The sequence below is a fragment of the Janthinobacterium sp. BJB304 genome (assembly GCF_002735765.1).
GTDB lineage: Bacteria > Pseudomonadota > Gammaproteobacteria > Burkholderiales > Burkholderiaceae_D > Janthinobacterium.
In genome coordinates this window covers 199,399-218,614 of the sequence record NZ_PDZN01000006.1, presented here as the reverse complement: position 1 = coordinate 218,614, position 19,216 = coordinate 199,399, and the positions used below count along the sequence as shown (strand labels likewise).

Below are 19,216 nucleotides of genomic sequence, written 5' to 3'. Positions count from 1 at the left end.
ACGCGTCGTCGCCCGGCGCCCTTCTTTTTATTCAACTGCCGGGGTTGGCAAGCATTTTGGTGCTATCATGTCGACCCTGACGGTTGTTGCGTCAGAAATTCCCGTATGACCTCATTGCCGTGCAAACCGCGCGGTTCGTTCTTTTAAGGAAATATCATGTCGGCACCAAACCAAAAAATCCGTATCCGCCTGAAGGCTTTCGATTACAAGCTGATCGACCAGTCCGCTCTGGAAATCGTTGAGACCGCGAAGCGCACCGGCGCTGTCGTCAAAGGCCCAGTACCACTGCCTACCCGTATTCAGCGTTTCGATGTGCTGCGTTCCCCGCACGTCAACAAAACTTCGCGCGATCAGTTCGAGATCCGTACGCACCAACGCCTGATGGACATCGTTGACCCAACGGACAAAACCGTTGACGCGCTGATGAAGCTGGACCTGCCAGCTGGTGTTGATGTCGAAATCAAACTGCAATAATCGTTTTTAAGAAGGCCGGCGGGGTATCCCGCCGCCTGAGATGGGGCCGGGCCTGCTCACAATCGTGAGTGCGCCCGGCCCCATTGCTTTTGTGTCGTGCAAAACCACTTTACAGTGCCGCGCCCGCCCGATAAAGTTGCCGCATGCTCAACGCCCTCGATACCCACCTGCTCAATGCAACTCCCCGTCAGCGCCTGCGCGGCTGGCCGCGCTTCCTGACCGAATTTTTGTATTTCGGCATCAAGGAGGCGAGGTCATGCCTGTTTGTGGGACTGTTTTTTGCTGCCGTGTTCCTGGTGCCGCGCGCCGGCCTGTTCGGCCTGCCGCGCTATGACGTGCTGCTGCTGGTAGCGCTGGCGATCCAGGGCGCGATGGTCTGGAGCGGGCTGGAAACGTGGGATGAATTGAAAGCCATCTGCCTGTTTCATGCGGTCGGCTTCGCGCTGGAGGTGTTCAAGGTGTCGGGGACGATACAGTCGTGGAGCTATCCCGACTTTGCCTACACCAAGGTGTTTGGCGTTCCCCTGTTTTCCGGCTTCATGTATGCGGCCGTGGGCAGCTACATCATCCAGACCTGGCGCCTGCTCGACATGCGGATCCGCCACCATCCACCGTACTGGATGGCGGTGCTGATCGCGCTGCTGATCTACGCTAACTTCTTTACCCACCACTACATCGGCGACTATCGCTGGTACCTGGCCGCCTGTGCGCTGGGCTTGTATGCGCGCACCACCGTGGTGTTCCGCCCGCTCGACCGCGACCGCAGCATGCCCCTGCTGCTCGGTTTCGTGCTGGTCGGCTTCTTCATCTGGCTGGCCGAAAACATCAGCACCTTCTGGGGCGTGTGGCGCTATCCGAACCAGCTTGGCGCGTGGTCGGTGGTGCACGTCAGCAAATGGAGCTCATGGTCGCTGCTGGTGGTGATGACGTTCACCATCGTGGCCCACCTCAAGCACATCAAGGCCAGCATCCACGTGGCCCAGCCTTAGGCCCGGCGCAGGCAGTCGCTTATTACAGGCTGGCCGCCACCGCCTCGAAGCGCGCGCCCAGCGCTGCTTGCGGGCCGCCTTGCAGCTGTTTGGCGTACTGGCGCAGCACTTCCGCCGAATACGTGCGCGAGCCGGGCGACAGCTTCGGCAGCAGCGGCAGCACGCGTTCCAGATAGCCCGTGCCTTCCTGCCATTTGCCTTGCGCGGCCAGGGCCGACGCCAGTTCCACCATGCGGCGGCCGACGCGCGCATCGCTGCGCGGCTGCGCCGCTTCCTCCGTGGCCAGGGCTTGCCGGTACAGTTGCTCCGCTTCGGCATTCTTGCCCTGCAAGCGCTTGATGCGGCCCAGGTTGGACTGCCGCTGCGAGACGATGTCCGCGCCGGCCCCGGCCTGCTCGGCGCTGCGCAGCGCCTGTACGCAAGCCAGTTCCGCTTCGCCAAACTGGCCTTTGCGTTCGGCCGCGTTACAGGCATCTTGTTGTGCGTTGGAGGTGGCGAGTGTCGCTGGCGCCGTGCAGGCGGCCAGCAGGCTGACAGCGCATAGCAGGCTGATGGTATGGGTCTTCATAGTCTCCTCGGACGGGTGTCAAACACGGTGTATCGGCGGAGTCATGCCGTAATAAATATACTCCAAGTTTTTTGGGGCGGGTGGCTTTTCGCCGGCCGCGCGATTGACGCCGCTTGCATGCTTCAGTGATACTCCGGGATTGTCCACTAATGCGTGCCGCCGCCATGTCCAAGACTGTCCTGATCGTGGAAGATGAACAGGCGATTGCCGACAGCATCGCCTATGCCCTGCGCACGGACGGCTTTACGCCGCGCCATGTGATGTTGGGCGAGCACGCCCTGGCCGCGCTGCGCCCCATGTCCGGCGAAGACGCGCAGACGCCTGTTCTCGTGGTGCTCGACGTGGGCTTGCCTGACATGAGCGGGCTGGAAGTATGCCGCCGGCTGCGCCAGTTTTCCGAAGTGCCGGTGATCTTCCTGACGGCCCGCAGCGACGAGATCGACCGTATCGTCGGCCTGGAAATCGGCGCCGACGATTACGTCACCAAACCGTTTTCGCCGCGCGAACTGGTGGCGCGCATCCGCGTCATCCTGCGCCGCGCAGGCGTCGCCCAGGCGCCGCGCGAGGCGGGCATGACGATAGCTGCGCCTGTCGTCGCGACCGCGCCGGCGCGCTTCGAGTTGCGCGCGCTCGAGGCGCGGGTACTGTTTCACGGCCAGCCGCTGGACCTGACCCGCTATGAATACCTGTTGCTGAAAACCCTGCTCGCGCATCCGGGCCATGTGCTGTCGCGCGCGCAGCTGATGGAGCGCGTTTGGAGCGGGGCGCCCGACACGCTCGAGCGCACGGTCGATGCGCACGTCAAATCGCTGCGCGCCAAACTGCGCGCCGTCGATGCGCAGGCCGACCCCATCCACACCCACCGTGGCCTCGGCTACAGCCTGGCCGGCGCATGAAGATCGGCCTGCGCATCCTGCTCGGCTACTTCCTGATCGTCGGGCTGGCCGCGTGGTTCCTGCTGAATGTCTTCATGGAGCAGGTCAAGCCGGGCGTGCGCTCGACCCTGGAAGACACCCTGGTCGACACCTCGCAGCTGCTGGCCAGCCTGGTGGCGCCCGACGTGAAGGCGGGCACGCTGGCGCAGTCGCCCGTGGCCGCGCGCATGCAGGATTACGCGCGCCATGGCGTGGACGTCAATATCAATGGCGTGCGCAAGCGCACGCTCGATTACCGCATCACCATCACGGACCGGCACGGCATCGTGCTGTTCGACTCCAGCGGGCGCGACGTGGGGCGCGACTATTCGCGCTGGAATGACGTGTATTTGACCTTGCAGGGCAAGTATGGCGCGCGCAGCACGCGCAGCCGGCCTGACGACGAGATGTCGACGGTGATGCACGTGGCCGCGCCGATTCGCGACGGCAATGAGGTCATCGGCGTGCTGACGGTGGCCAAGCCGAACGCCAGCGTACAAGCGTTTGTCGAGCGCAGCCAGCGCAAGATCCTGCAGCGCGGCGCCGTGCTGTTGCTGCTGTCGCTGCTGATCGGCCTGGCGTTCGCGTGGTGGCTGCACCATGCGCTGGGCAAGCTGATGACCTATATCGGCGATGTGGAAGCGGGGCGCAAGGTGGCGCTGCCGGCGCTGGGTACGAACGAGATCGGTACCCTGGGACGGGCGCTGGAGGCGATGCGCACGCGTCTGGAAGGCAAGGAATACGTGGAGCAGCTGATGCATACGCTGACGCATGAATTGAGAAGCCCGATCGCCGCCATCCAGGCCTCGGCCGAGCTGCTGCAGGAAGACATGCCGCCGGCCGAGCGGCGCCGGTTCCTTGCCAGTATCCTCGAGCAGAACGCGCGCCAGCGGCAATTGATCGACAAGCTGCTGGCCCTCGTGCGTGTGGAGAAGCAGCAGCGCCTCGACCACCCCGAGCGCATCGCGCTGGGGCCCCTGCTCGCGCAAGTGGCGCAGGATGCGGCCGCCACGCTGGCGGCGCGCGGCGTGCGCCTGCAGCTTCAGGCGGACGAGGCGAGTGTGGCCGGGGACGCACTGCTGCTGCGCCAGGCGCTGGGCAATCTGCTCGATAACGCGGCCGGCTTTGCGCCGCCGGGCAGCTGCATCGACGTGACGGCGCATCGCCGGGGCGCGCACGTGGAAATCGCCGTGCGCGACCGCGGCGCAGGCATCCCCGCGTATGCGCTGGAGCGCGTCTTCGAGCGTTTCTACTCCCTGCCGCGCCCGAGCACCGGCAAGAGCACGGGCCTGGGCCTGCCCTTCGTGCGCGAGGTCGCTTCCTTGCACGGCGGCACGGTCGAGGTGCTCAATCATGCGGACGGTGGCGCCTGCGCGCGCCTGTGCCTGCCGCTGGCCTAGCACACTCTTAGCGCACTTTATTTGCCCGCTTCACACGGACTGCATCGTCAGCGCATACAGCTTTTTTACACTGGCCGCCTTACTTCAAGGATGCGCCATGCAAAAAACTCTGTTAGTCAAAGCGTTGATCGTGTTCGGCCTGATGCTGATAATCGGCCTGCCTTTGCTGATGATTCAGGAAACGATCAAGGAGCGGATGGAATTCCGCCAGGAAGCCGTTAACAGCATCGCCGCCGATTCGGTGCGCGAACAAACCATCATCGGCCCCATCCTGGTGATTCCCTACACGGAGCAGTATGAAGAGCGCGTGGAGGTGGCCAAGGGCGATGACAAGGAAGCGAAATCGGCGGTGCGCACGGAGTTGTTGCGCCGCACGGTGCAGCGCCGTCTGCTTGTCTACCCGAACAATTTACTGCTCAACGGTAACATCGACACGGACCGCCGCTACCGCGGCATCCACCAGGTGCTGGTCTACAGCGGCCAGCACGCGTTCAAGGGCGACTTCACGGTGCCGGCCGGCAGCCAGCTGCCGCGCAAGTCGCCGGATTCGCGCGTGACCCTGGGTGCGCCGTTCGTGGCCCTGTCCATCGAGGACGTGCGCGGTATCCGTAATATTCCGAAAATCGACTGGGGCGGCCAGAAGATCGAGTTCGAGCAGGGCACCGACCTGTTTGCCTTCCGCAGCGGCCTGCATGCGCCGCTGGCCGCCATGCCTTTGACGGCACCGCAGCAGGTGCATTTCAGTTTTGATCTGGGCCTCGACGGCATCGAACGCCAGCACTTCGTGCCAGTGGCGAAAAACAGTCAGATCAGCATCAAGTCGAACTGGCCGCATCCGCAGTTTGGCGGGCGCTTCCTGCCGTCGCCGAAATTCCGCCAGATCAACGCCGATGGCTTTCAGGTCGAGTGGAGCATCTCCTCGCTGGCCACCAATGCGCAAACGCAGCTGAGCACGATCGAGGGCGAGTTCAAGGTGCCCGACAGTGCGCCGCTGGGCCAGATCGACCGCTTCAGCGTGGGCTTCATCGAGCCGGTGAACGTGTATTCGCAATCGGACCGGGCCACCAAATATGGCTTGCTGTTCGTGGCACTGACCTTTGCCGCCTTCTTCATCTTTGAAATCCTGAAAAGCCTGCCGATCCACCCGGTGCAGTATCTGCTGGTGGGCCTGTCGCTGGTGATCTTTTTCCTGCTGCTGGTGGGCCTGGCGGAACACATCGCCTTCCTGACCGCCTATCTGATCGCCAGCGCCGCCTGTATCGTGCTGACCAGCTTTTATCTGGTGCACGTGCTGCACAACGCCTGGCGCGGGATCGGCTTCGGCGTGGGGCTGACCATGCTGTATGGCGCCCTGTATGGCTTGCTGAGCTCGGAAAACAATGCGCTGGTGATGGGCAGCATCCTGCTGTTTGCCGTGCTGGCCGCCATCATGGTGGCGACGCGCAAGGTGGACTGGTATCAGATTGGCAAAGGAGCGCCGCAAGAGTAAGACTTACCTGGGCGCCATGCGCCACCTTGCAGCCAGCTCGGACAGTGATATGCCCGGGCTGGCTTTTGCATTTTGCGCGGGGAAAGAACTGCAGCATTAATTGGTAGTTGGTTGGTATTATTTACGGTATGCTATTGGTGTTACTTTTTAGGTAATGGCGGGCGCCGTGGCGTCTGCCCGGGGCGGTGCGAGGATGGCGTGGCGTCCTGGTTGTTTGTCCATCCGATAAAACGGAGATGCAATATGATCAAGAAGACGATGGTTTTTCTGTTTGCGTTGGGCCTGAGCGCCTCGTACGCGTTTGCCGCCGGCGACGTCACGCAGTGCTATAGCGAGTGCGGGCAAAAAGTGGCGAATTGCCGGGCGCACCTCGGCGGCAGCCCGATCTGCGAGGACCTGTACGAACATTGCCTGATCAACTGCCAGCAATAAGCTTTTCCGGGCGCCACGCCCAGGATGAGTGGAGCAGGGCGCGCATGCCATGGCGCGCCCTGTGTGTTTCTGCCATTGCCCGCAAGGGCGCATGCCGCCGTGCTTTGCGCCTGTTAAATTGCCTCGCGGCAGCGTTTTTCAGGGGCGCCGACAACTCCCGCAGGGGCGTCGCGCAACACTTTGACATACCTCGTGTTAACTTGTTGCGTCAAGGGTTTTTGTGCTATATACTAGCCGGCTTCGGTATGGATTCGTCTTTTTTGAGTCCTACGTTACTTTGTAGTTAAACAAGCCCCGCCCAATCGCAGGTGGGAATGGAGAAAAAATGAGCCTAGGCCTTCTCGGTCGCAAGGTTGGTATGATGCGCATTTTCACGGATGAAGGGGATTCGATCCCGGTCACCGTGTTGGACGTATCGAACAACCGTGTTGCGCAAATCAAAACCCCTGAAACAGATGGCTACTCCGCTGTTCAGGTCGCATTCGGTCAACGTCGCGCTTCCCGCGTGACCAAAGCTGTTGCTGGTCATCACGCTAAAGCTGGCGTTGAAGCCGGTACTCTGTTGAAAGAGTTCCGTGTCGATGCTGCTAAAGCCGCTGAACTGAAAGCTGGCGATGTTGTCGCTGCTTCCCTGTTCGAAGTCGGTCAAAAGATCGACGTGCAAGGCGTTACCATCGGTAAAGGCTATGCAGGCGTTATCAAACGTTACCACTTCGCTTCTGGCCGTGCAACGCACGGTAACTCGCGTTCGCACAACGTTCCAGGTTCCATCGGTATGGCACAAGATCCAGGTCGCGTTTTCCCTGGTAAGCGCATGACCGGTCATCTGGGTGACGTTAACCGTACGATCCAGAACCTCGTGATCGCCCGTATCGATGCCGACCGTCAGCTGCTGCTGGTCAAAGGCGCGATTCCAGGTGCGAAAAATGGCCAGGTAGTTGTCTCGCCAGCCATCAAAACCAAAGCCAAGAAGGGAGCTTAAACGATGGAACTCAAGCTTCTGAATGCGCAAGGTCAAGCCGCCTCGAACGTTGCTGCAGCCGATACGATTTTCGGCCGTGACTACAATGAAGCGCTGATCCACCAAGTCGTCATCGCTTATCAAGCGAATGCACGTAGTGGTAACCGCAAGCAAAAAGACCGTGAAGAAGTTCACCACACGACGAAAAAGCCATGGCGCCAAAAAGGTACCGGCCGCGCTCGTGCTGGTATGTCGTCGTCGCCACTGTGGCGCGGCGGTGGTCGGATTTTCCCGAACTCGCCTGACGAAAACTTCACCCACAAAGTGAACAAAAAGATGTATCGCGCAGGTATCTGCTCGATCCTGTCGCAGCTGGCTCGCGAAGAGCGCCTGATCGTCATCGACGATCTGACGATCGACGCGCCAAAAACCAAGCTGCTGTCGCAAAAATTGAACGGCCTGGGCTTTGATTCGGTTCTGATCATCACCGACGTTCTGAACGAAAACCTGGAACTGGCATCGCGCAACCTGCCTAACGTACTCGTCGTTGAGCCACGTCACGCAGACCCGATGTCCCTGGTGTTCTACAAGAAGATCCTGGTCACCAAAGCTGCATTGGCCAAGATTGAGGAGATGCTGGCATGAGCGCGATTTTGAAACATAGCGAAGAACGCTTGATGAAGGTGCTGTTGGCGCCCGTGATTTCCGAAAAGGCCACCATGGTCGCGGAAAAGAACGAGCAAATTGTATTCCGCGTACTGCCGGATGCAACCAAGCCTGAAATCAAGGCAGCGGTCGAACTGCTGTTCAAGGTTGAAGTTCTGTCCGTGCAAACTGCAAACCGCGAAGGTAAGCAAAAGCGCACCGGCAAGTTCAACGGTCGTCGTAACCATACCAAGCGTGCTTTCGTGTGCCTGAAGCCTGGCCAGGAAATCAACTTCTCCGAGGAGGCTGCATAATGGCACTCGTTAAGATGAAACCAACCTCGCCAGGCCGTCGCGGCATGGTGAAGGTGGTGAATGCCGACCTGTACAAAGGTCGTCCGTTCGCTGCCCTGGTTGAAAAGAAATCCAAGACCGCTGGTCGTAACAACAACGGTCACATCACCACCCGTCATATCGGTGGTGGTCATAAGCAACACTACCGCTTGATCGACTTCAAGCGCACCAAAGATGGTATTCCAGCGAAAGTGGAGCGTATCGAATACGATCCAAACCGCACCGCGAATATCGCTCTGTTGTGCTACGCCGACGGCGAACGTCACTACATCATCGCAACCAAAGGCATGGCCGTTGGCGACAGCGTGATGAACGGTTCGGAAGCACCGATCAAATCGGGTAACTGCTTGCCAATCCGTAACATCCCAGTCGGTACCGTGATGCATTGCGTCGAAATGCTGCCAGGTAAAGGTGCCCAAATGGCACGTACCGCCGGCGCTGGCGTTGTGCTGATGGCACGTGAAGGTACCTACGCTCAAGTGCGTCTGCGCTCGGGTGAAGTACGTCGCGTGCACATCGAGTGCCGTGCAACGGTTGGTGAAGTCGGCAATGCCGAGCATAGCCTGCGTAAAATCGGTAAAGCTGGTGCGATGCGCTGGCGCGGTGTTCGTCCTACCGTTCGCGGTGTGGTCATGAACCCGGTCGATCACCCGCACGGTGGTGGTGAAGGTAAAACAGCAGCTGGTCGTCATCCAGTTTCGCCATGGGGCCAACAGACCAAGGGTAAGAAGACACGCAGCAACAAGCGTACTACTTCCATGATCGTCTCGCGCCGCGGCAAGAAATAAGGGGTAGCACATGACACGTTCATTGAAAAAAGGGCCGTTCTGTGACGCCCACCTGGTGAAAAAAGTTGAAGCCGCGCAAGCAGCCAAAGACAAAAAGCCAATCAAAACCTGGTCGCGTCGTTCGACAATCATGCCTGACTTCATCGGCCTGACGATCGCGGTTCATAACGGCAAGCTGCACGTGCCGGTTTATGTTTCCGAAAACATGGTTGGTCACAAGCTCGGCGAATTCGCACTGACCCGTACGTTCAAGGGCCATGCAGCTGACAAAAAGGCTAAGAAATAATGGAAACTAAAGCTATCCTCAAAGGTGTGCGCCTGTCGGACCAAAAGGGCCGCCTGGTTGCTGACCTGATCCGTGGCAAGAAAGTTGACGCTGCACTCAACATCTTGCAATTCAGCCCGAAAAAAGGTGCTGCGATCATCAAACGCGTTCTGGAATCCGCTATTGCGAATGCCGAGCACAATGATGGCGCGGACATCGACGAATTGTTCGTGAAAACGATCTACGTCGAAAAGGGCCCGGTCCTGAAGCGCTTCACCGCGCGTGCAAAAGGCCGTGGCGACCGTATTTCGAAACAATCCTGTCACGTTTACGTGACTGTCGGTAACTAAGGAGCCACGATGGGTCAGAAAATTCATCCAACCGGTTTCCGTCTGGCGGTCACCCGTAACTGGGCTTCGCGCTGGTATGCAGGCAACGGTAATTTCGCTGCCATGCTGAACGAAGACTTGAAAGCACGTGCTTACCTGAAAAAGAAACTGAAGAACGCTTCCGTTGGCCGCATCGTTATCGAGCGCCCAGCCAAGAACGCGCGCTTCACGATCTACAGCTCGCGTCCAGGCGTGGTCATTGGTAAAAAAGGCGAAGACATCGAAGTATTGAAGTCCGCGCTGACCAAGATCATGGGCGTGCCTGTTCACGTGAACATCGAAGAAATTCGCAAGCCAGAAATCGACTCGCAACTGATCGCCGATTCGATCGCTCAGCAGCTGGAAAAACGGATCATGTTCCGCCGCGCCATGAAGCGTGCAATGCAAAATGCAATGCGCCTGGGTGCTCTCGGTATCAAGATCATGTCGTCCGGCCGTCTGAACGGTATCGAAATCGCGCGTAAAGAGTGGTACCGCGAAGGCCGCGTGCCTCTGCATACCCTGCGCGCCGATATCGACTACGGTACCAGCGAAGCGTCGACCACCTACGGCATCATCGGTGTCAAGGTGTGGGTATACAAGGGTGACCGCGCGCCTAACGGCGATGCACCAGTCATCGATACCCCAGCTGACGAGAAGAAAAGCCGCGGCCCACGCCGTGACGATGGCAAGCCAGCTGGCCGTCCACGTCCAGCCGGTGCCGGTGCGAAACCATCCACAGCACCAGGTGCACGTGTGCGTACCGCCGCTAAACCGGCCGCCGCAGCAGCACCAGCTGAGAAAGCAGGAGAATAATCATGCTGCAACCAGCACGCAGAAAGTATCGTAAAGAGCAGAAAGGCCGTAACACCGGTATTTCGCACAGCCGCGGCACCGCCGTGTCGTTTGGCGAATTCGGTCTGAAGGCAGTTGCGCGCGGTCGTATCACTGCGCGTCAAATTGAAGCGGCGCGTCGTGCAATGACGCGTCACATCAAGCGCGGTGGCCGTATCTGGATCCGTATTTTCCCGGACAAACCGATTTCGAACAAACCGGCTGAAGTCCGTATGGGTAACGGTAAAGGTAATCCTGAGTACTACGTCGCTGAAATTCAGCCAGGCAAAGTACTGTACGAAATGGATGGCGTTGATGAAGCGCTGGCACGGGAAGCATTCCGTCTTGCCGCCGCTAAACTGCCACTGGCGACGACGTTTGTCATCCGCCAAGTCGGCCAATAATTGGAGTTGTATATGAAAGCATCTGAACTCCGCGGCAAGGACCAGCCAGCTCTGCAAAAAGAGCTGAATGACCTGTTGAAGGCACAGTTCGGCCTGCGCATGCAAATCGCTACGCAGCAGCTGAGCAACACTTCGCAGCTCAAGAAGGTACGCCGCGATATCGCGCGTGTGAAGACGGTAATGAATCTGAAGGAAGCCAAATGAACGAACCAGTGAAACAGTCGCTCAAGCGCACGCTGATCGGTAAAGTGGTTTCGGACAAGATGGACAAGACCGTTACCGTTCTGATCGAGCGCCACGTAAAACATCCTTTGTATGGCAAGATCATCATGCGCTCGAACAAGTATCACGCGCATGACGAGACCAACCAAGTCAAGGCCGGTGACACGGTCGAGATCCAGGAAGGTCGCCCGATCTCCAAAACGAAGGCATGGACGGTGACACGTGTGGTTCAAGCCGCACCAACCGTTTAAATAAAAACCACCGTTTCGGCGGTGGCTTTTAATTAGTACTTGCAGGCCCGCAAATTGTATGTAATACTTGCGGGCTTCGTTCATGTAACGCCGCAAAGTGTCTGGCCACAGACAGTAGCATTCGCGGTCAGTTGATGTATGAAGGTCATGCACCCAAACAGTGAAGCCCAGCAGGGCGGCTCTGGCGGGACCAAGACTGACCGTGGGTCTACATTGTGTGGATTCTTCGGCTTAAGTTGGGAAAGAGAATACTATGATTCAAACTGAAAGCCGGCTCGAAGTGGCTGACAATACCGGTGCCAAAGAAGTAATGTGCATCAAGGTATTGGGCGGCTCCAAGCGCCGTTATGCTGGCATTGGCGATGTGATCAAGGTAACCGTTAAGGTTGCTGCGCCACGTGGCCGTGTCAAAAAAGGTGAAATTTATAACGCCGTGGTTGTGCGCACCGCTAAAGGTGTTCGCCGCCAAGACGGTTCCCTGGTGAAGTTCGACGGCAATGCCGCCGTTCTGTTGAACGCCAAGCTGGAACCGATCGGTACCCGTATTTTTGGACCTGTCACGCGCGAACTGCGCACTGAGAAGTTCATGAAAATCGTGTCCCTGGCACCGGAAGTCCTGTAAGGAGTCGTAATGGATAAGATTCGTAAAAACGACGAAGTCATCGTTCTGACCGGGAAAGACAAGGGCAAACGTGGTGTGGTACAGCAGCGTATCGATGCTGAACATATCGTGGTTGACGGCATTAACATCGCTAAAAAAGCGACTAAGCCAAACCCGATGACTGGCGTAACTGGTGGTATCGTCGATAAGACCATGCCAATTCACGTGTCCAACGTTGCATTGTTTAATGCAGCGACTGGCAAGGCAGATCGCGTGGGTTTCAAAGAAGTGGACGGCAAGAAAGTTCGCATCTTTAAATCCTCCGGCGAAGTAGTGAAGGCTTAAGAAATCATGGCACGTCTCCAAGAATTCTATAAAGAAAAAGTCGTTGCCGACCTGACCAGCAAGTTTGGTTACAAGTCGGTAATGGAAGTTCCACGCCTGACCAAGATCACCCTGAACATGGGTGTTGGTGAGGCTATCGCGGATAAAAAAGTTCTCGAGCACGCAGTTGCTGACTTGACCAAGATCGCCGGCCAGAAGCCAGTGACCACCAAGTCCCGCAAAGCGATCGCAGGCTTCAAAATCCGTGAAGGTTACCCGATCGGTACGATGGTCACCCTGCGCGGCGCTCGCATGTACGAGTTCCTGGATCGCTTCATTACCGTGGCTCTGCCGCGCGTACGCGATTTCCGTGGTGTGAACGGCCGTGCATTTGATGGTCGTGGCAACTACAACATCGGTGTCAAGGAACAGATCATTTTCCCTGAAATCGAATACGACAAGATTGACGCGTTGCGCGGTATGAATATCAGCATCACGACAACCGCTAAGACCGATGACGAAGCCAAAGCTTTGCTCGCCGCCTTTAAATTCCCTTTCAGGAACTGATCATGGCCAAACTGTCACTGATTAATCGTGAGATCAAGCGTGCTGACCTGGTGGCGAAATTCGCCCCTAAGCGCGAAGCTCTCAAGGCCATCGTCGATGACCAATCGAAATCGGAAGAAGAGCGCTACGAAGCTCGCCTGAAACTGCAGGCGCTGCCACGTAACTCGAACCCGACGCGTCAACGTAACCGTTGCGCCATCACTGGTCGTCCGCGCGGCACATTCCGTAAATTCGGTCTGGGTCGTATCAAGCTCCGTGAATTCGCCATGCGTGGTGAAATTCCGGGTATGACAAAAGCAAGCTGGTAATAGGAGAATATGCAATGAGTATGAGCGATCCTATCGCCGATATGCTGACCCGCATTCGCAATGCACAAGGCGTGCAAAAGACGACCGTGGCCATGCCATCGTCGAAAGTCAAAATTGCGATTGCCAGCGTCCTGAAGGACGAGGGTTACATTGAAGATTTCGCTGTTGCCGAAGCTGGTGGCAAAGCGGAACTGAAAATCGGTTTGAAGTATTATGTTGGCCGTCCCGTCATTGAGCGCTTGGAGCGCGTGTCCCGTCCGGGTCTGCGCGTCTACAAGGGTAAAGACGAGATCCCTGTTGTGATGAATGGCTTGGGTGTGGCGATCGTGTCGACTCCGCAAGGCGTCATGACTGACCGCAAAGCACGCGCTACCGGTGTCGGCGGCGAAGTTATTTGCTACGTGGCTTAAGGAGTTACACATGTCTCGAGTAGCTAAAATGCCTATCGTAGTGCCAGCTGGCGCCGAAGTCGCCATCTCCGCACAAGCGATCACCGTAAAAGGCCCGCTGGGCGTACTTTCCCAGGCCCTCACCGGCCAGGTCAAAGTGGAAAACAATGCAGGAACCCTGAGTTTCGACGTGGCGAACGACAGCCGCGAAGCCAATGCCATGTCCGGCACGCTGCGCGCACTGGTCAACAACATGGTTGTTGGCGTCACCAAGGGTTTCGAGAAAAAGCTGAACCTGGTAGGCGTGGGTTACAAGGCGCAAGCTCAAGGCGACAAGCTGAATCTGTCCCTGGGTTTCTCGCACCCTGTAGTGCATGACATGCCAGCTGGCGTTACCTGCGCAACACCAACCCCGACCGAGATCCTGATTAAAGGTATCGACCGTCAACAGGTTGGCCAGGTAGCCGCTGAAGTTCGTGCTTACCGCTCCCCTGAGCCTTACAAGGGCAAGGGCGTTCGCTATGCGGACGAAGTGGTTAAGCTTAAAGAAACCAAGAAGAAGTAATTAGGGGCTGACGATGGATAAGAAAGAATCACGGCTTCGCCGCGGACGCCAAACCCGCATCAAGATTGCGGAATTGAAAGTAAATCGCTTGTCGGTGCATCGCACCAACCTGCACATTTACGCCAACCTGATCAGCCCGGACGCTAAAGTCCTGGTTTCGGCCTCGACGGCTGAAGCGGAAGTTCGCGCTGAACTGGCAGGCCAATCCGGCAAAGGCGGCAATGCCGCTGCTGCAGCCTTGATCGGCAAGCGCGTCGCTGAAAAAGCGTTGAAAGCAGGGATTACCGAAGTTGCGTTTGACCGCTCCGGTTTTCGTTACCACGGCCGTGTGAAAGCGTTGGCAGAAGCCGCACGCGAAGCCGGTCTGAAGTTCTAAGGATCAATCATGGCAAAAATGCAAGCAAAAATGCAAAGCGACAAGCCGGATGATGGCATGCGCGAAAAAATGATCGCGATCAACCGCGTGACCAAAGTGGTCAAGGGTGGTCGTATCATGGGTTTCGCCGCGCTGACCGTAGTTGGTGATGGCGATGGCCGCGTCGGCATGGGCAAGGGCAAATCGAAAGAAGTGCCAGTTGGCGTGCAGAAGGCAATGGAAGAAGCCCGTCGCAACCTGATCAAAGTACCGCTCAAAAACGGTACCTTGCATCACACGGTTGTTGGTCGTCACGGCGCCTCCAAGGTCCTGATGAACCCGGCTAAGCCTGGTACTGGCGTTATCGCTGGTGGCGCAATGCGCGCTATCTTCGAAGTGATGGGCGTGACGGACGTGGTGGCGAAATCCACCGGTTCGAACAACCCATACAACCTGGTACGCGCTACGCTGGACGGCCTGTCGAAAATGAGCACTGCTTCCGATATCGCTGCCAAACGCGGCAAGTCGGTCGAAGACATTCTGGCTTAAGGTGGACAAAATGACAAACACAGTCAAAGTGCAATTGGTCAAGGGCTTGATCGGTACGCGCGAATCGCATCGCGCTACCGTGCGCGGTCTGGGTCTGCGTCGTGTAAATTCGGTTTCCGAATTGCAAGACACCCCATCCGTACGCGGCATGATCAATAAAGTATCGTATCTCGTTAAAGTTGTCGGGTAAGCCTTCGGGCTTACACGAACGGAGCAAATCATGGAATTGAATACTATTGCACCAGCCGAAGGCGCTAAGCACTACAAGCGTCGCGTCGGTCGCGGTATCGGCTCCGGCCTGGGTAAAACCTCGGGTCGTGGTCACAAAGGTCAGAAATCGCGTTCGGGCGGCTTTCATAAAGTCGGTTTCGAAGGCGGTCAGATGCCTCTGCAACGCCGTCTGCCTAAGCGCGGTTTCAAATCGATGCACGCAACCTTCAAAGCTGAAGTGCGCCTGTCCGATCTGAACAACCTGGCTGTTGGCGATGTCGACATTCTGGTCTTGAAGCAAGCTGGCGTTCTGGGCGTGTTGGCCCGTGACGTGCGCGTGATCTTGTCCGGCGAAATCACCAAAGCGGTGAATTTGAAGGGCTTGAAAGTGTCCGCTGGCGCGAAAGCAGCCATCGAAGCAGCCGGCGGCTCGGTAGCCTGAGTTGACCGCTAACAGCTTGATCGGAGCGAAAATTGGCGACTAATCCACAACTTGCTAAAAGTGCAGCGGCCGGTTTCCCTTGGGGACGGCTCTGGTTTTTGCTTGGCGCATTGGTGGTTTATCGTATCGGTGCTCACGTCCCGGTTCCCGGGATTGACCCGACACAATTAGCCTCGCTGTTCAAGGAGCACGAAGGCGGCGTCCTGGGCATGTTCAACATGTTCTCGGGCGGTGCCTTGTCTCGTTTTACAGTGTTTGCGCTGGGTATCATGCCTTATATCTCGGCCTCGATCATCATGCAATTGCTGTCGATCGTGTCACCGCAGATGGAAGCGTTGAAAAAAGAAGGCGAAGCAGGTCGTCGCAAGATCACCCAGTACACCCGGTATTTCACGGTTGCCCTGGCACTGTTCCAAGCGTTAGGCATTGCAGTCGCACTGGAGTCGCAAGCTGGTCTGGTGTTGGAACCTGGTCTTGCATTCCGCTTCGTGACGGTCGTCACTTTGTTGACCGGAACAATGTTTTTGATGTGGTTGGGTGAGCAAATTACCGAGCGTGGCTTGGGGAATGGCATCTCGATCATCATTTTTGCCGGGATTGCAGCAGGTCTGCCGTCGGCGTTGGGTGGCTTGTTCACTCAGGTGTCGAATGGTTCGATCGGCAGCTTCAGCGCGATTTTCATCGTGATCCTGGTAGCACTGGTAACGTACTTCGTTGTATTCGTCGAACGTGGTCAGCGCAAAATATTGGTCAATTACGCGAAGCGCCAGGTAGGCAACAAGATTTATGGCGGTCAAACCAGCCATTTGCCGTTGAAGCTGAACATGGCCGGCGTGATCCCGCCGATCTTTGCTTCTTCGATCATCTTGTTCCCGGCCACTATCGTGGACTGGTTTTCGAAGGGCGCCGACAACGCTAACCCTGCGGTGCGGTTCTTGAAAGATTTGGCAGCATCGATGGGGCCTGGTGAGCCTATCCATGCGCTGTTGTACGCAGTGGCGATCGTGTTTTTCTGTTTCTTCTATACAGCGCTGGTGTTTAACAGCAAGGAAACAGCGGATAACTTGAAGAAAAGCGGTGCGTTCATTCCCGGGATCCGTCCAGGCGAACAGACAGCTCGTTACATCGACAAGATCCTGACACGCTTGACACTTGCCGGCGCAGTCTACATCACCCTGGTGTGTTTATTGCCGGAATTTATGCAAGCCCAGTGGAAAGTACCATTCTATTTCGGCGGTACTTCTTTATTGATTATTGTAGTTGTCACCATGGATTTCATGGCGCAAGTACAGAACTACGTGATGTCGCAGCAATATGATTCGCTGCTGCGCAAAGCAAATTTCAAGGGCGGAATTCCGACGCGTTAAGCGCGGTAAACATACCGAATGGCAAAAGACGACGTCATACAGATGCAGGGCGAGATTCTTGAGAATCTCCCAAATGCAACATTTCGAGTGAAGCTGGAGAACGGACACGTGGTGCTCGGGCATATTTCAGGTAAAATGCGGATGAACTATATTCGCATTCTCCCTGGAGACAAGGTGACGGTGGAGTTAACGCCGTACGACCTGAGCCGAGCCCGCATTGTGTTCCGTACCAAGTAACACACTGAATCAAACCAAAGAAGCGAAAGAAAGAGCCCCAAAATGAAAGTTCTCGCATCAGTCAAGCGGATCTGCCGCAACTGCAAGATCATCAAGCGCAAAGGCGTAGTCCGCGTAATCTGCGTGGAACCACGTCACAAGCAGCGTCAAGGTTAATCGAGGAATAACAAATGGCACGTATTGCAGGGGTTAATATCCCAAATCATCAGCATACCGTTATCGGCCTGACGGCCATCTACGGTGTGGGCCGTCCACGCGCAGAGAAAATCTGTGCATCGACCGGTGTAGCAACCAACAAAAAGATCAAAGATCTGGATGACAGCGAACTGGAAAAGCTGCGCGATGAAGTAGGTAAATTCATCGTCGAAGGCGATCTGCGTCGTGAACTGTCCATGAACATCAAGCGTTTGATGGATCTGGGTTGCTACCGCGGCATGCGTCATCGTAAGGGTCTGCCTTGCCGTGGCCAGCGTACGCGTACGAACGCACGTACCCGCAAGGGACCGCGTAAAGCCGCTCAATCGCTGAAAAAATAATCCGCTAGGGAATAATTATGGCTAAGTCGCAAAATAACGCCGCATCAGCACGCGTGCGTAAAAAAGTTAAAAAGAACGTCGCTGAAGGCATCGCACATGTCCACGCATCGTTCAATAACACCATCATTACCATCACCGATCGTCAAGGCAATGCCTTGTCGTGGGCTACCTCCGGCGGTGCAGGCTTCAAGGGTTCGCGTAAATCGACCCCGTTCGCAGCGCAGGTCGCCGCGGAAGCCGCTGGTAAAGTGGCTGTTGAGTGTGGCGTCAAGAACCTGGAAGTACGTATCAAGGGCCCGGGTCCTGGTCGTGAATCCGCCGTTCGCGCGCTGAACAACCTGGGTATCAAGATCACCGAGATCCAGGACGTGACGCCGGTACCGCACAACGGTTGCCGTCCACCGAAACGTCGTCGTATCTAAGATAGTGTTGCAGAGGGCGCTTCGGCGCCAGCTGCTTTGCTGTCTGTTGTAACTCAGTACAGTTGTGTGAAAACGCTGGAGCAGGGAGCCGGAAACGGTTATACTGCCCGGCTGTTCTTGCCTGTCAAATTCTGTTTGACGGGTTTTTCGTTTTCAGCCACCGTCTGATTGAAACCAAATCAGACTAGCGCCTAACCGCATCAGTGTGTTTGATCATGCATGTGGCTGGGGTGTTATCATTTAAAAAAAAGGAAGTATCGTGGCACGTTATATCGGACCTAAAGCAAAACTTTCCCGCCGTGAAGGTACAGACCTGTTCCTGAAGAGCGCCCGTCGCTCGCTGGACAGCAAGTGCAAACTGGACGTCAAGCCAGGCCAGCACGGTGTCAAATCCGGCGCCCGCACCTCGGACTACGGTAACCAACTGCGCGAAAAGCAAAAAGTCAAGCGCATGTACGGCGTGCTGGAACGTCAATTCCGCCGCTACTTCGCTGAAGCAGACCGTCGTAAAGGCAACACCGGCGAAACGCTGTTGAAGTTGCTGGAAACGCGTCTGGACAACGTTTGCTACCGCATGGGCTTTGGCTCGACCCGCGCTGAAGCGCGTCAATTGGTCAGCCACAAAGCGTTCACCGTGAACGGTATCGTTGTGAACATCGCTTCGTACGCAGTCAAAGTTGGCGACATCGTTGCTGTTCGTGAAAAATCGAAAAAGCAAGTGCGTATCGTTGAAGCACTGTCGCTGGCTGAACAAGTTGGTATGCCTAGCTGGGTTTCGGTTGATGCCAAGAAAATGGAAGGTACCTTCAAGTCCCTGCCAGAGCGTAACGAAATCGCTAACGACGTCAACGAATCGCTGATCGTCGAGCTGTACTCGCGTTAATAGTAGTCAGTAGCAAGATCTCCGCCCACTTTGCTTTTGTAAAGTGGGCGTTTCACTAATGCCATCAGCCTTATCGGTGTAATGAGCCGAGGGTATTGAAAAGG

33 protein-coding genes are annotated in these 19,216 nt (G+C 56.8%); 32 read left to right on the top strand and 1 reads right to left on the bottom strand.

Features of this window, described 5'->3' with window-relative positions:
* Positions 1–156: 156 nt before the first annotated feature.
* On the top strand, positions 157–474 hold the full coding sequence (rpsJ, locus tag CSQ95_RS09685; RefSeq protein WP_010394389.1) for a 30S ribosomal protein S10: 318 nt from the start codon (positions 157–159) through the stop codon (positions 472–474).
* Positions 475–617: 143 nt separating this feature from the next.
* The gene (locus CSQ95_RS09680; RefSeq protein WP_070221709.1) at positions 618–1,463 is read left to right on the top strand and encodes a DUF817 domain-containing protein; all 846 of its coding nucleotides are present in this window, start codon (positions 618–620) and stop codon (positions 1,461–1,463) included.
* A 22-nt stretch (positions 1,464–1,485) separates the two neighbouring features.
* Here CSQ95_RS09680 and CSQ95_RS09675 read toward each other — a convergent pair whose 3' ends face one another.
* On the bottom strand, positions 1,486–2,031 hold the full coding sequence (locus CSQ95_RS09675; RefSeq protein WP_099409308.1) for a tetratricopeptide repeat protein: 546 nt from the start codon (positions 2,029–2,031) through the stop codon (positions 1,486–1,488).
* A 164-nt stretch (positions 2,032–2,195) separates the two neighbouring features.
* On the opposite strand from CSQ95_RS09675, the gene creB reads away from it, so the two are divergent.
* From creB to rpsD, 30 genes are all read left to right on the top strand, one after another.
* A complete protein-coding gene (gene creB / locus CSQ95_RS09670) occupies positions 2,196–2,927 on the top strand; it encodes a two-component system response regulator CreB (RefSeq protein ID WP_070292463.1) in 732 nt (243 codons plus the stop codon).
* Positions 2,924–4,345: a two-component system sensor histidine kinase CreC gene (creC, locus tag CSQ95_RS09665; RefSeq protein WP_099409307.1), complete on the top strand. Its 1,422-nt coding sequence runs from the start codon at positions 2,924–2,926 to the stop codon at positions 4,343–4,345. The genes creB and creC overlap by 4 nt, the downstream gene beginning before the upstream one ends.
* A gap of 97 nt (positions 4,346–4,442) precedes the next feature.
* Positions 4,443–5,834, top strand: coding sequence for a cell envelope integrity protein CreD (gene creD, locus CSQ95_RS09660; protein WP_180279007.1), 1,392 nt, complete (start codon positions 4,443–4,445; stop codon positions 5,832–5,834).
* A gap of 243 nt (positions 5,835–6,077) precedes the next feature.
* Positions 6,078–6,266, top strand: a complete 189-nt coding sequence (locus tag CSQ95_RS09655) for a hypothetical protein (protein WP_070221705.1) — start codon at positions 6,078–6,080, stop codon at positions 6,264–6,266.
* A gap of 325 nt (positions 6,267–6,591) precedes the next feature.
* The gene (gene rplC, locus CSQ95_RS09650; protein ID WP_010394393.1) at positions 6,592–7,248 is read left to right on the top strand and encodes a 50S ribosomal protein L3; all 657 of its coding nucleotides are present in this window, start codon (positions 6,592–6,594) and stop codon (positions 7,246–7,248) included.
* 3 nt (positions 7,249–7,251) lie between these two features.
* Entirely contained in the window at positions 7,252–7,872 is a 621-nt protein-coding gene (rplD, locus tag CSQ95_RS09645) for a 50S ribosomal protein L4 (RefSeq protein WP_034753197.1), read from the top strand.
* Positions 7,869–8,186 (top strand): 50S ribosomal protein L23, encoded by a 318-nt coding sequence (gene rplW / locus CSQ95_RS09640; RefSeq protein ID WP_010394398.1) that lies wholly within the window; start codon positions 7,869–7,871, stop codon positions 8,184–8,186. Before rplD ends, rplW begins: the two co-directional genes overlap by 4 nt.
* Entirely contained in the window at positions 8,186–9,013 is an 828-nt protein-coding gene (gene rplB / locus CSQ95_RS09635) for a 50S ribosomal protein L2 (RefSeq protein ID WP_034753198.1), read from the top strand. The genes rplW and rplB overlap by 1 nt, the downstream gene beginning before the upstream one ends.
* A gap of 10 nt (positions 9,014–9,023) precedes the next feature.
* On the top strand, positions 9,024–9,299 hold the full coding sequence (gene rpsS / locus CSQ95_RS09630; protein WP_008444295.1) for a 30S ribosomal protein S19: 276 nt from the start codon (positions 9,024–9,026) through the stop codon (positions 9,297–9,299).
* Positions 9,296–9,628 carry a 50S ribosomal protein L22 gene (gene rplV, locus CSQ95_RS09625; protein WP_170840583.1) on the top strand — a complete coding sequence of 111 codons (333 nt, stop codon included), beginning with the start codon at positions 9,296–9,298 and terminating at the stop codon, positions 9,626–9,628. The genes rpsS and rplV overlap by 4 nt, the downstream gene beginning before the upstream one ends.
* Before the next feature lie 9 nt (positions 9,629–9,637).
* Positions 9,638–10,462, top strand: coding sequence for a 30S ribosomal protein S3 (rpsC, locus tag CSQ95_RS09620; RefSeq protein ID WP_034753199.1), 825 nt, complete (start codon positions 9,638–9,640; stop codon positions 10,460–10,462).
* Between the two features lie 2 nt (positions 10,463–10,464).
* Positions 10,465–10,884 (top strand): 50S ribosomal protein L16, encoded by a 420-nt coding sequence (gene rplP, locus CSQ95_RS09615; protein WP_034753201.1) that lies wholly within the window; start codon positions 10,465–10,467, stop codon positions 10,882–10,884.
* A 12-nt stretch (positions 10,885–10,896) separates the two neighbouring features.
* Positions 10,897–11,088, top strand: coding sequence for a 50S ribosomal protein L29 (gene rpmC, locus CSQ95_RS09610; protein ID WP_010394412.1), 192 nt, complete (start codon positions 10,897–10,899; stop codon positions 11,086–11,088).
* Positions 11,085–11,357 (top strand): 30S ribosomal protein S17, encoded by a 273-nt coding sequence (gene rpsQ / locus CSQ95_RS09605; protein ID WP_010394415.1) that lies wholly within the window; start codon positions 11,085–11,087, stop codon positions 11,355–11,357. The genes rpmC and rpsQ overlap by 4 nt, the downstream gene beginning before the upstream one ends.
* Positions 11,358–11,610: 253 nt before the next feature.
* Entirely contained in the window at positions 11,611–11,979 is a 369-nt protein-coding gene (gene rplN, locus CSQ95_RS09600) for a 50S ribosomal protein L14 (RefSeq protein WP_008444317.1), read from the top strand.
* A 9-nt stretch (positions 11,980–11,988) separates the two neighbouring features.
* A complete protein-coding gene (gene rplX, locus CSQ95_RS09595) occupies positions 11,989–12,303 on the top strand; it encodes a 50S ribosomal protein L24 (protein WP_034753204.1) in 315 nt (104 codons plus the stop codon).
* Positions 12,304–12,309: 6 nt separating this feature from the next.
* Positions 12,310–12,849 (top strand): 50S ribosomal protein L5, encoded by a 540-nt coding sequence (rplE, locus tag CSQ95_RS09590; RefSeq protein ID WP_010394421.1) that lies wholly within the window; start codon positions 12,310–12,312, stop codon positions 12,847–12,849.
* A 2-nt stretch (positions 12,850–12,851) separates the two neighbouring features.
* Complete coding sequence (gene rpsN, locus CSQ95_RS09585; RefSeq protein WP_010394423.1) at positions 12,852–13,157, top strand: 30S ribosomal protein S14; 306 nt, start codon at positions 12,852–12,854, stop codon at positions 13,155–13,157.
* A 14-nt stretch (positions 13,158–13,171) separates the two neighbouring features.
* Complete coding sequence (rpsH, locus tag CSQ95_RS09580; RefSeq protein ID WP_034753208.1) at positions 13,172–13,567, top strand: 30S ribosomal protein S8; 396 nt, start codon at positions 13,172–13,174, stop codon at positions 13,565–13,567.
* Between the two features lie 10 nt (positions 13,568–13,577).
* The gene (gene rplF, locus CSQ95_RS09575) at positions 13,578–14,111 is read left to right on the top strand and encodes a 50S ribosomal protein L6 (protein ID WP_065310145.1); all 534 of its coding nucleotides are present in this window, start codon (positions 13,578–13,580) and stop codon (positions 14,109–14,111) included.
* A gap of 13 nt (positions 14,112–14,124) precedes the next feature.
* Entirely contained in the window at positions 14,125–14,487 is a 363-nt protein-coding gene (gene rplR / locus CSQ95_RS09570) for a 50S ribosomal protein L18 (RefSeq protein WP_010394431.1), read from the top strand.
* Positions 14,488–14,496: 9 nt separating this feature from the next.
* Complete coding sequence (rpsE, locus tag CSQ95_RS09565; RefSeq protein WP_010394433.1) at positions 14,497–15,015, top strand: 30S ribosomal protein S5; 519 nt, start codon at positions 14,497–14,499, stop codon at positions 15,013–15,015.
* Positions 15,016–15,025: 10 nt separating this feature from the next.
* Complete coding sequence (rpmD, locus tag CSQ95_RS09560; RefSeq protein ID WP_010394435.1) at positions 15,026–15,205, top strand: 50S ribosomal protein L30; 180 nt, start codon at positions 15,026–15,028, stop codon at positions 15,203–15,205.
* Positions 15,206–15,235: 30 nt separating this feature from the next.
* Positions 15,236–15,667, top strand: a complete 432-nt coding sequence (gene rplO / locus CSQ95_RS09555) for a 50S ribosomal protein L15 (protein ID WP_034753211.1) — start codon at positions 15,236–15,238, stop codon at positions 15,665–15,667.
* Between the two features lie 32 nt (positions 15,668–15,699).
* Positions 15,700–17,034, top strand: a complete 1,335-nt coding sequence (gene secY / locus CSQ95_RS09550) for a preprotein translocase subunit SecY (protein WP_010394438.1) — start codon at positions 15,700–15,702, stop codon at positions 17,032–17,034.
* A gap of 18 nt (positions 17,035–17,052) precedes the next feature.
* Positions 17,053–17,271, top strand: coding sequence for a translation initiation factor IF-1 (infA, locus tag CSQ95_RS09545; RefSeq protein ID WP_005663428.1), 219 nt, complete (start codon positions 17,053–17,055; stop codon positions 17,269–17,271).
* Between the two features lie 42 nt (positions 17,272–17,313).
* On the top strand, positions 17,314–17,427 hold the full coding sequence (gene rpmJ, locus CSQ95_RS09540; RefSeq protein WP_010394471.1) for a 50S ribosomal protein L36: 114 nt from the start codon (positions 17,314–17,316) through the stop codon (positions 17,425–17,427).
* Between the two features lie 14 nt (positions 17,428–17,441).
* A complete protein-coding gene (gene rpsM / locus CSQ95_RS09535; RefSeq protein WP_046681666.1) occupies positions 17,442–17,807 on the top strand; it encodes a 30S ribosomal protein S13 in 366 nt (121 codons plus the stop codon).
* A 17-nt stretch (positions 17,808–17,824) separates the two neighbouring features.
* On the top strand, positions 17,825–18,229 hold the full coding sequence (gene rpsK / locus CSQ95_RS09530; RefSeq protein ID WP_010394475.1) for a 30S ribosomal protein S11: 405 nt from the start codon (positions 17,825–17,827) through the stop codon (positions 18,227–18,229).
* A gap of 259 nt (positions 18,230–18,488) precedes the next feature.
* A complete protein-coding gene (gene rpsD, locus CSQ95_RS09525; RefSeq protein WP_010394478.1) occupies positions 18,489–19,112 on the top strand; it encodes a 30S ribosomal protein S4 in 624 nt (207 codons plus the stop codon).
* Positions 19,113–19,216: the final 104 nt, after the last annotated feature.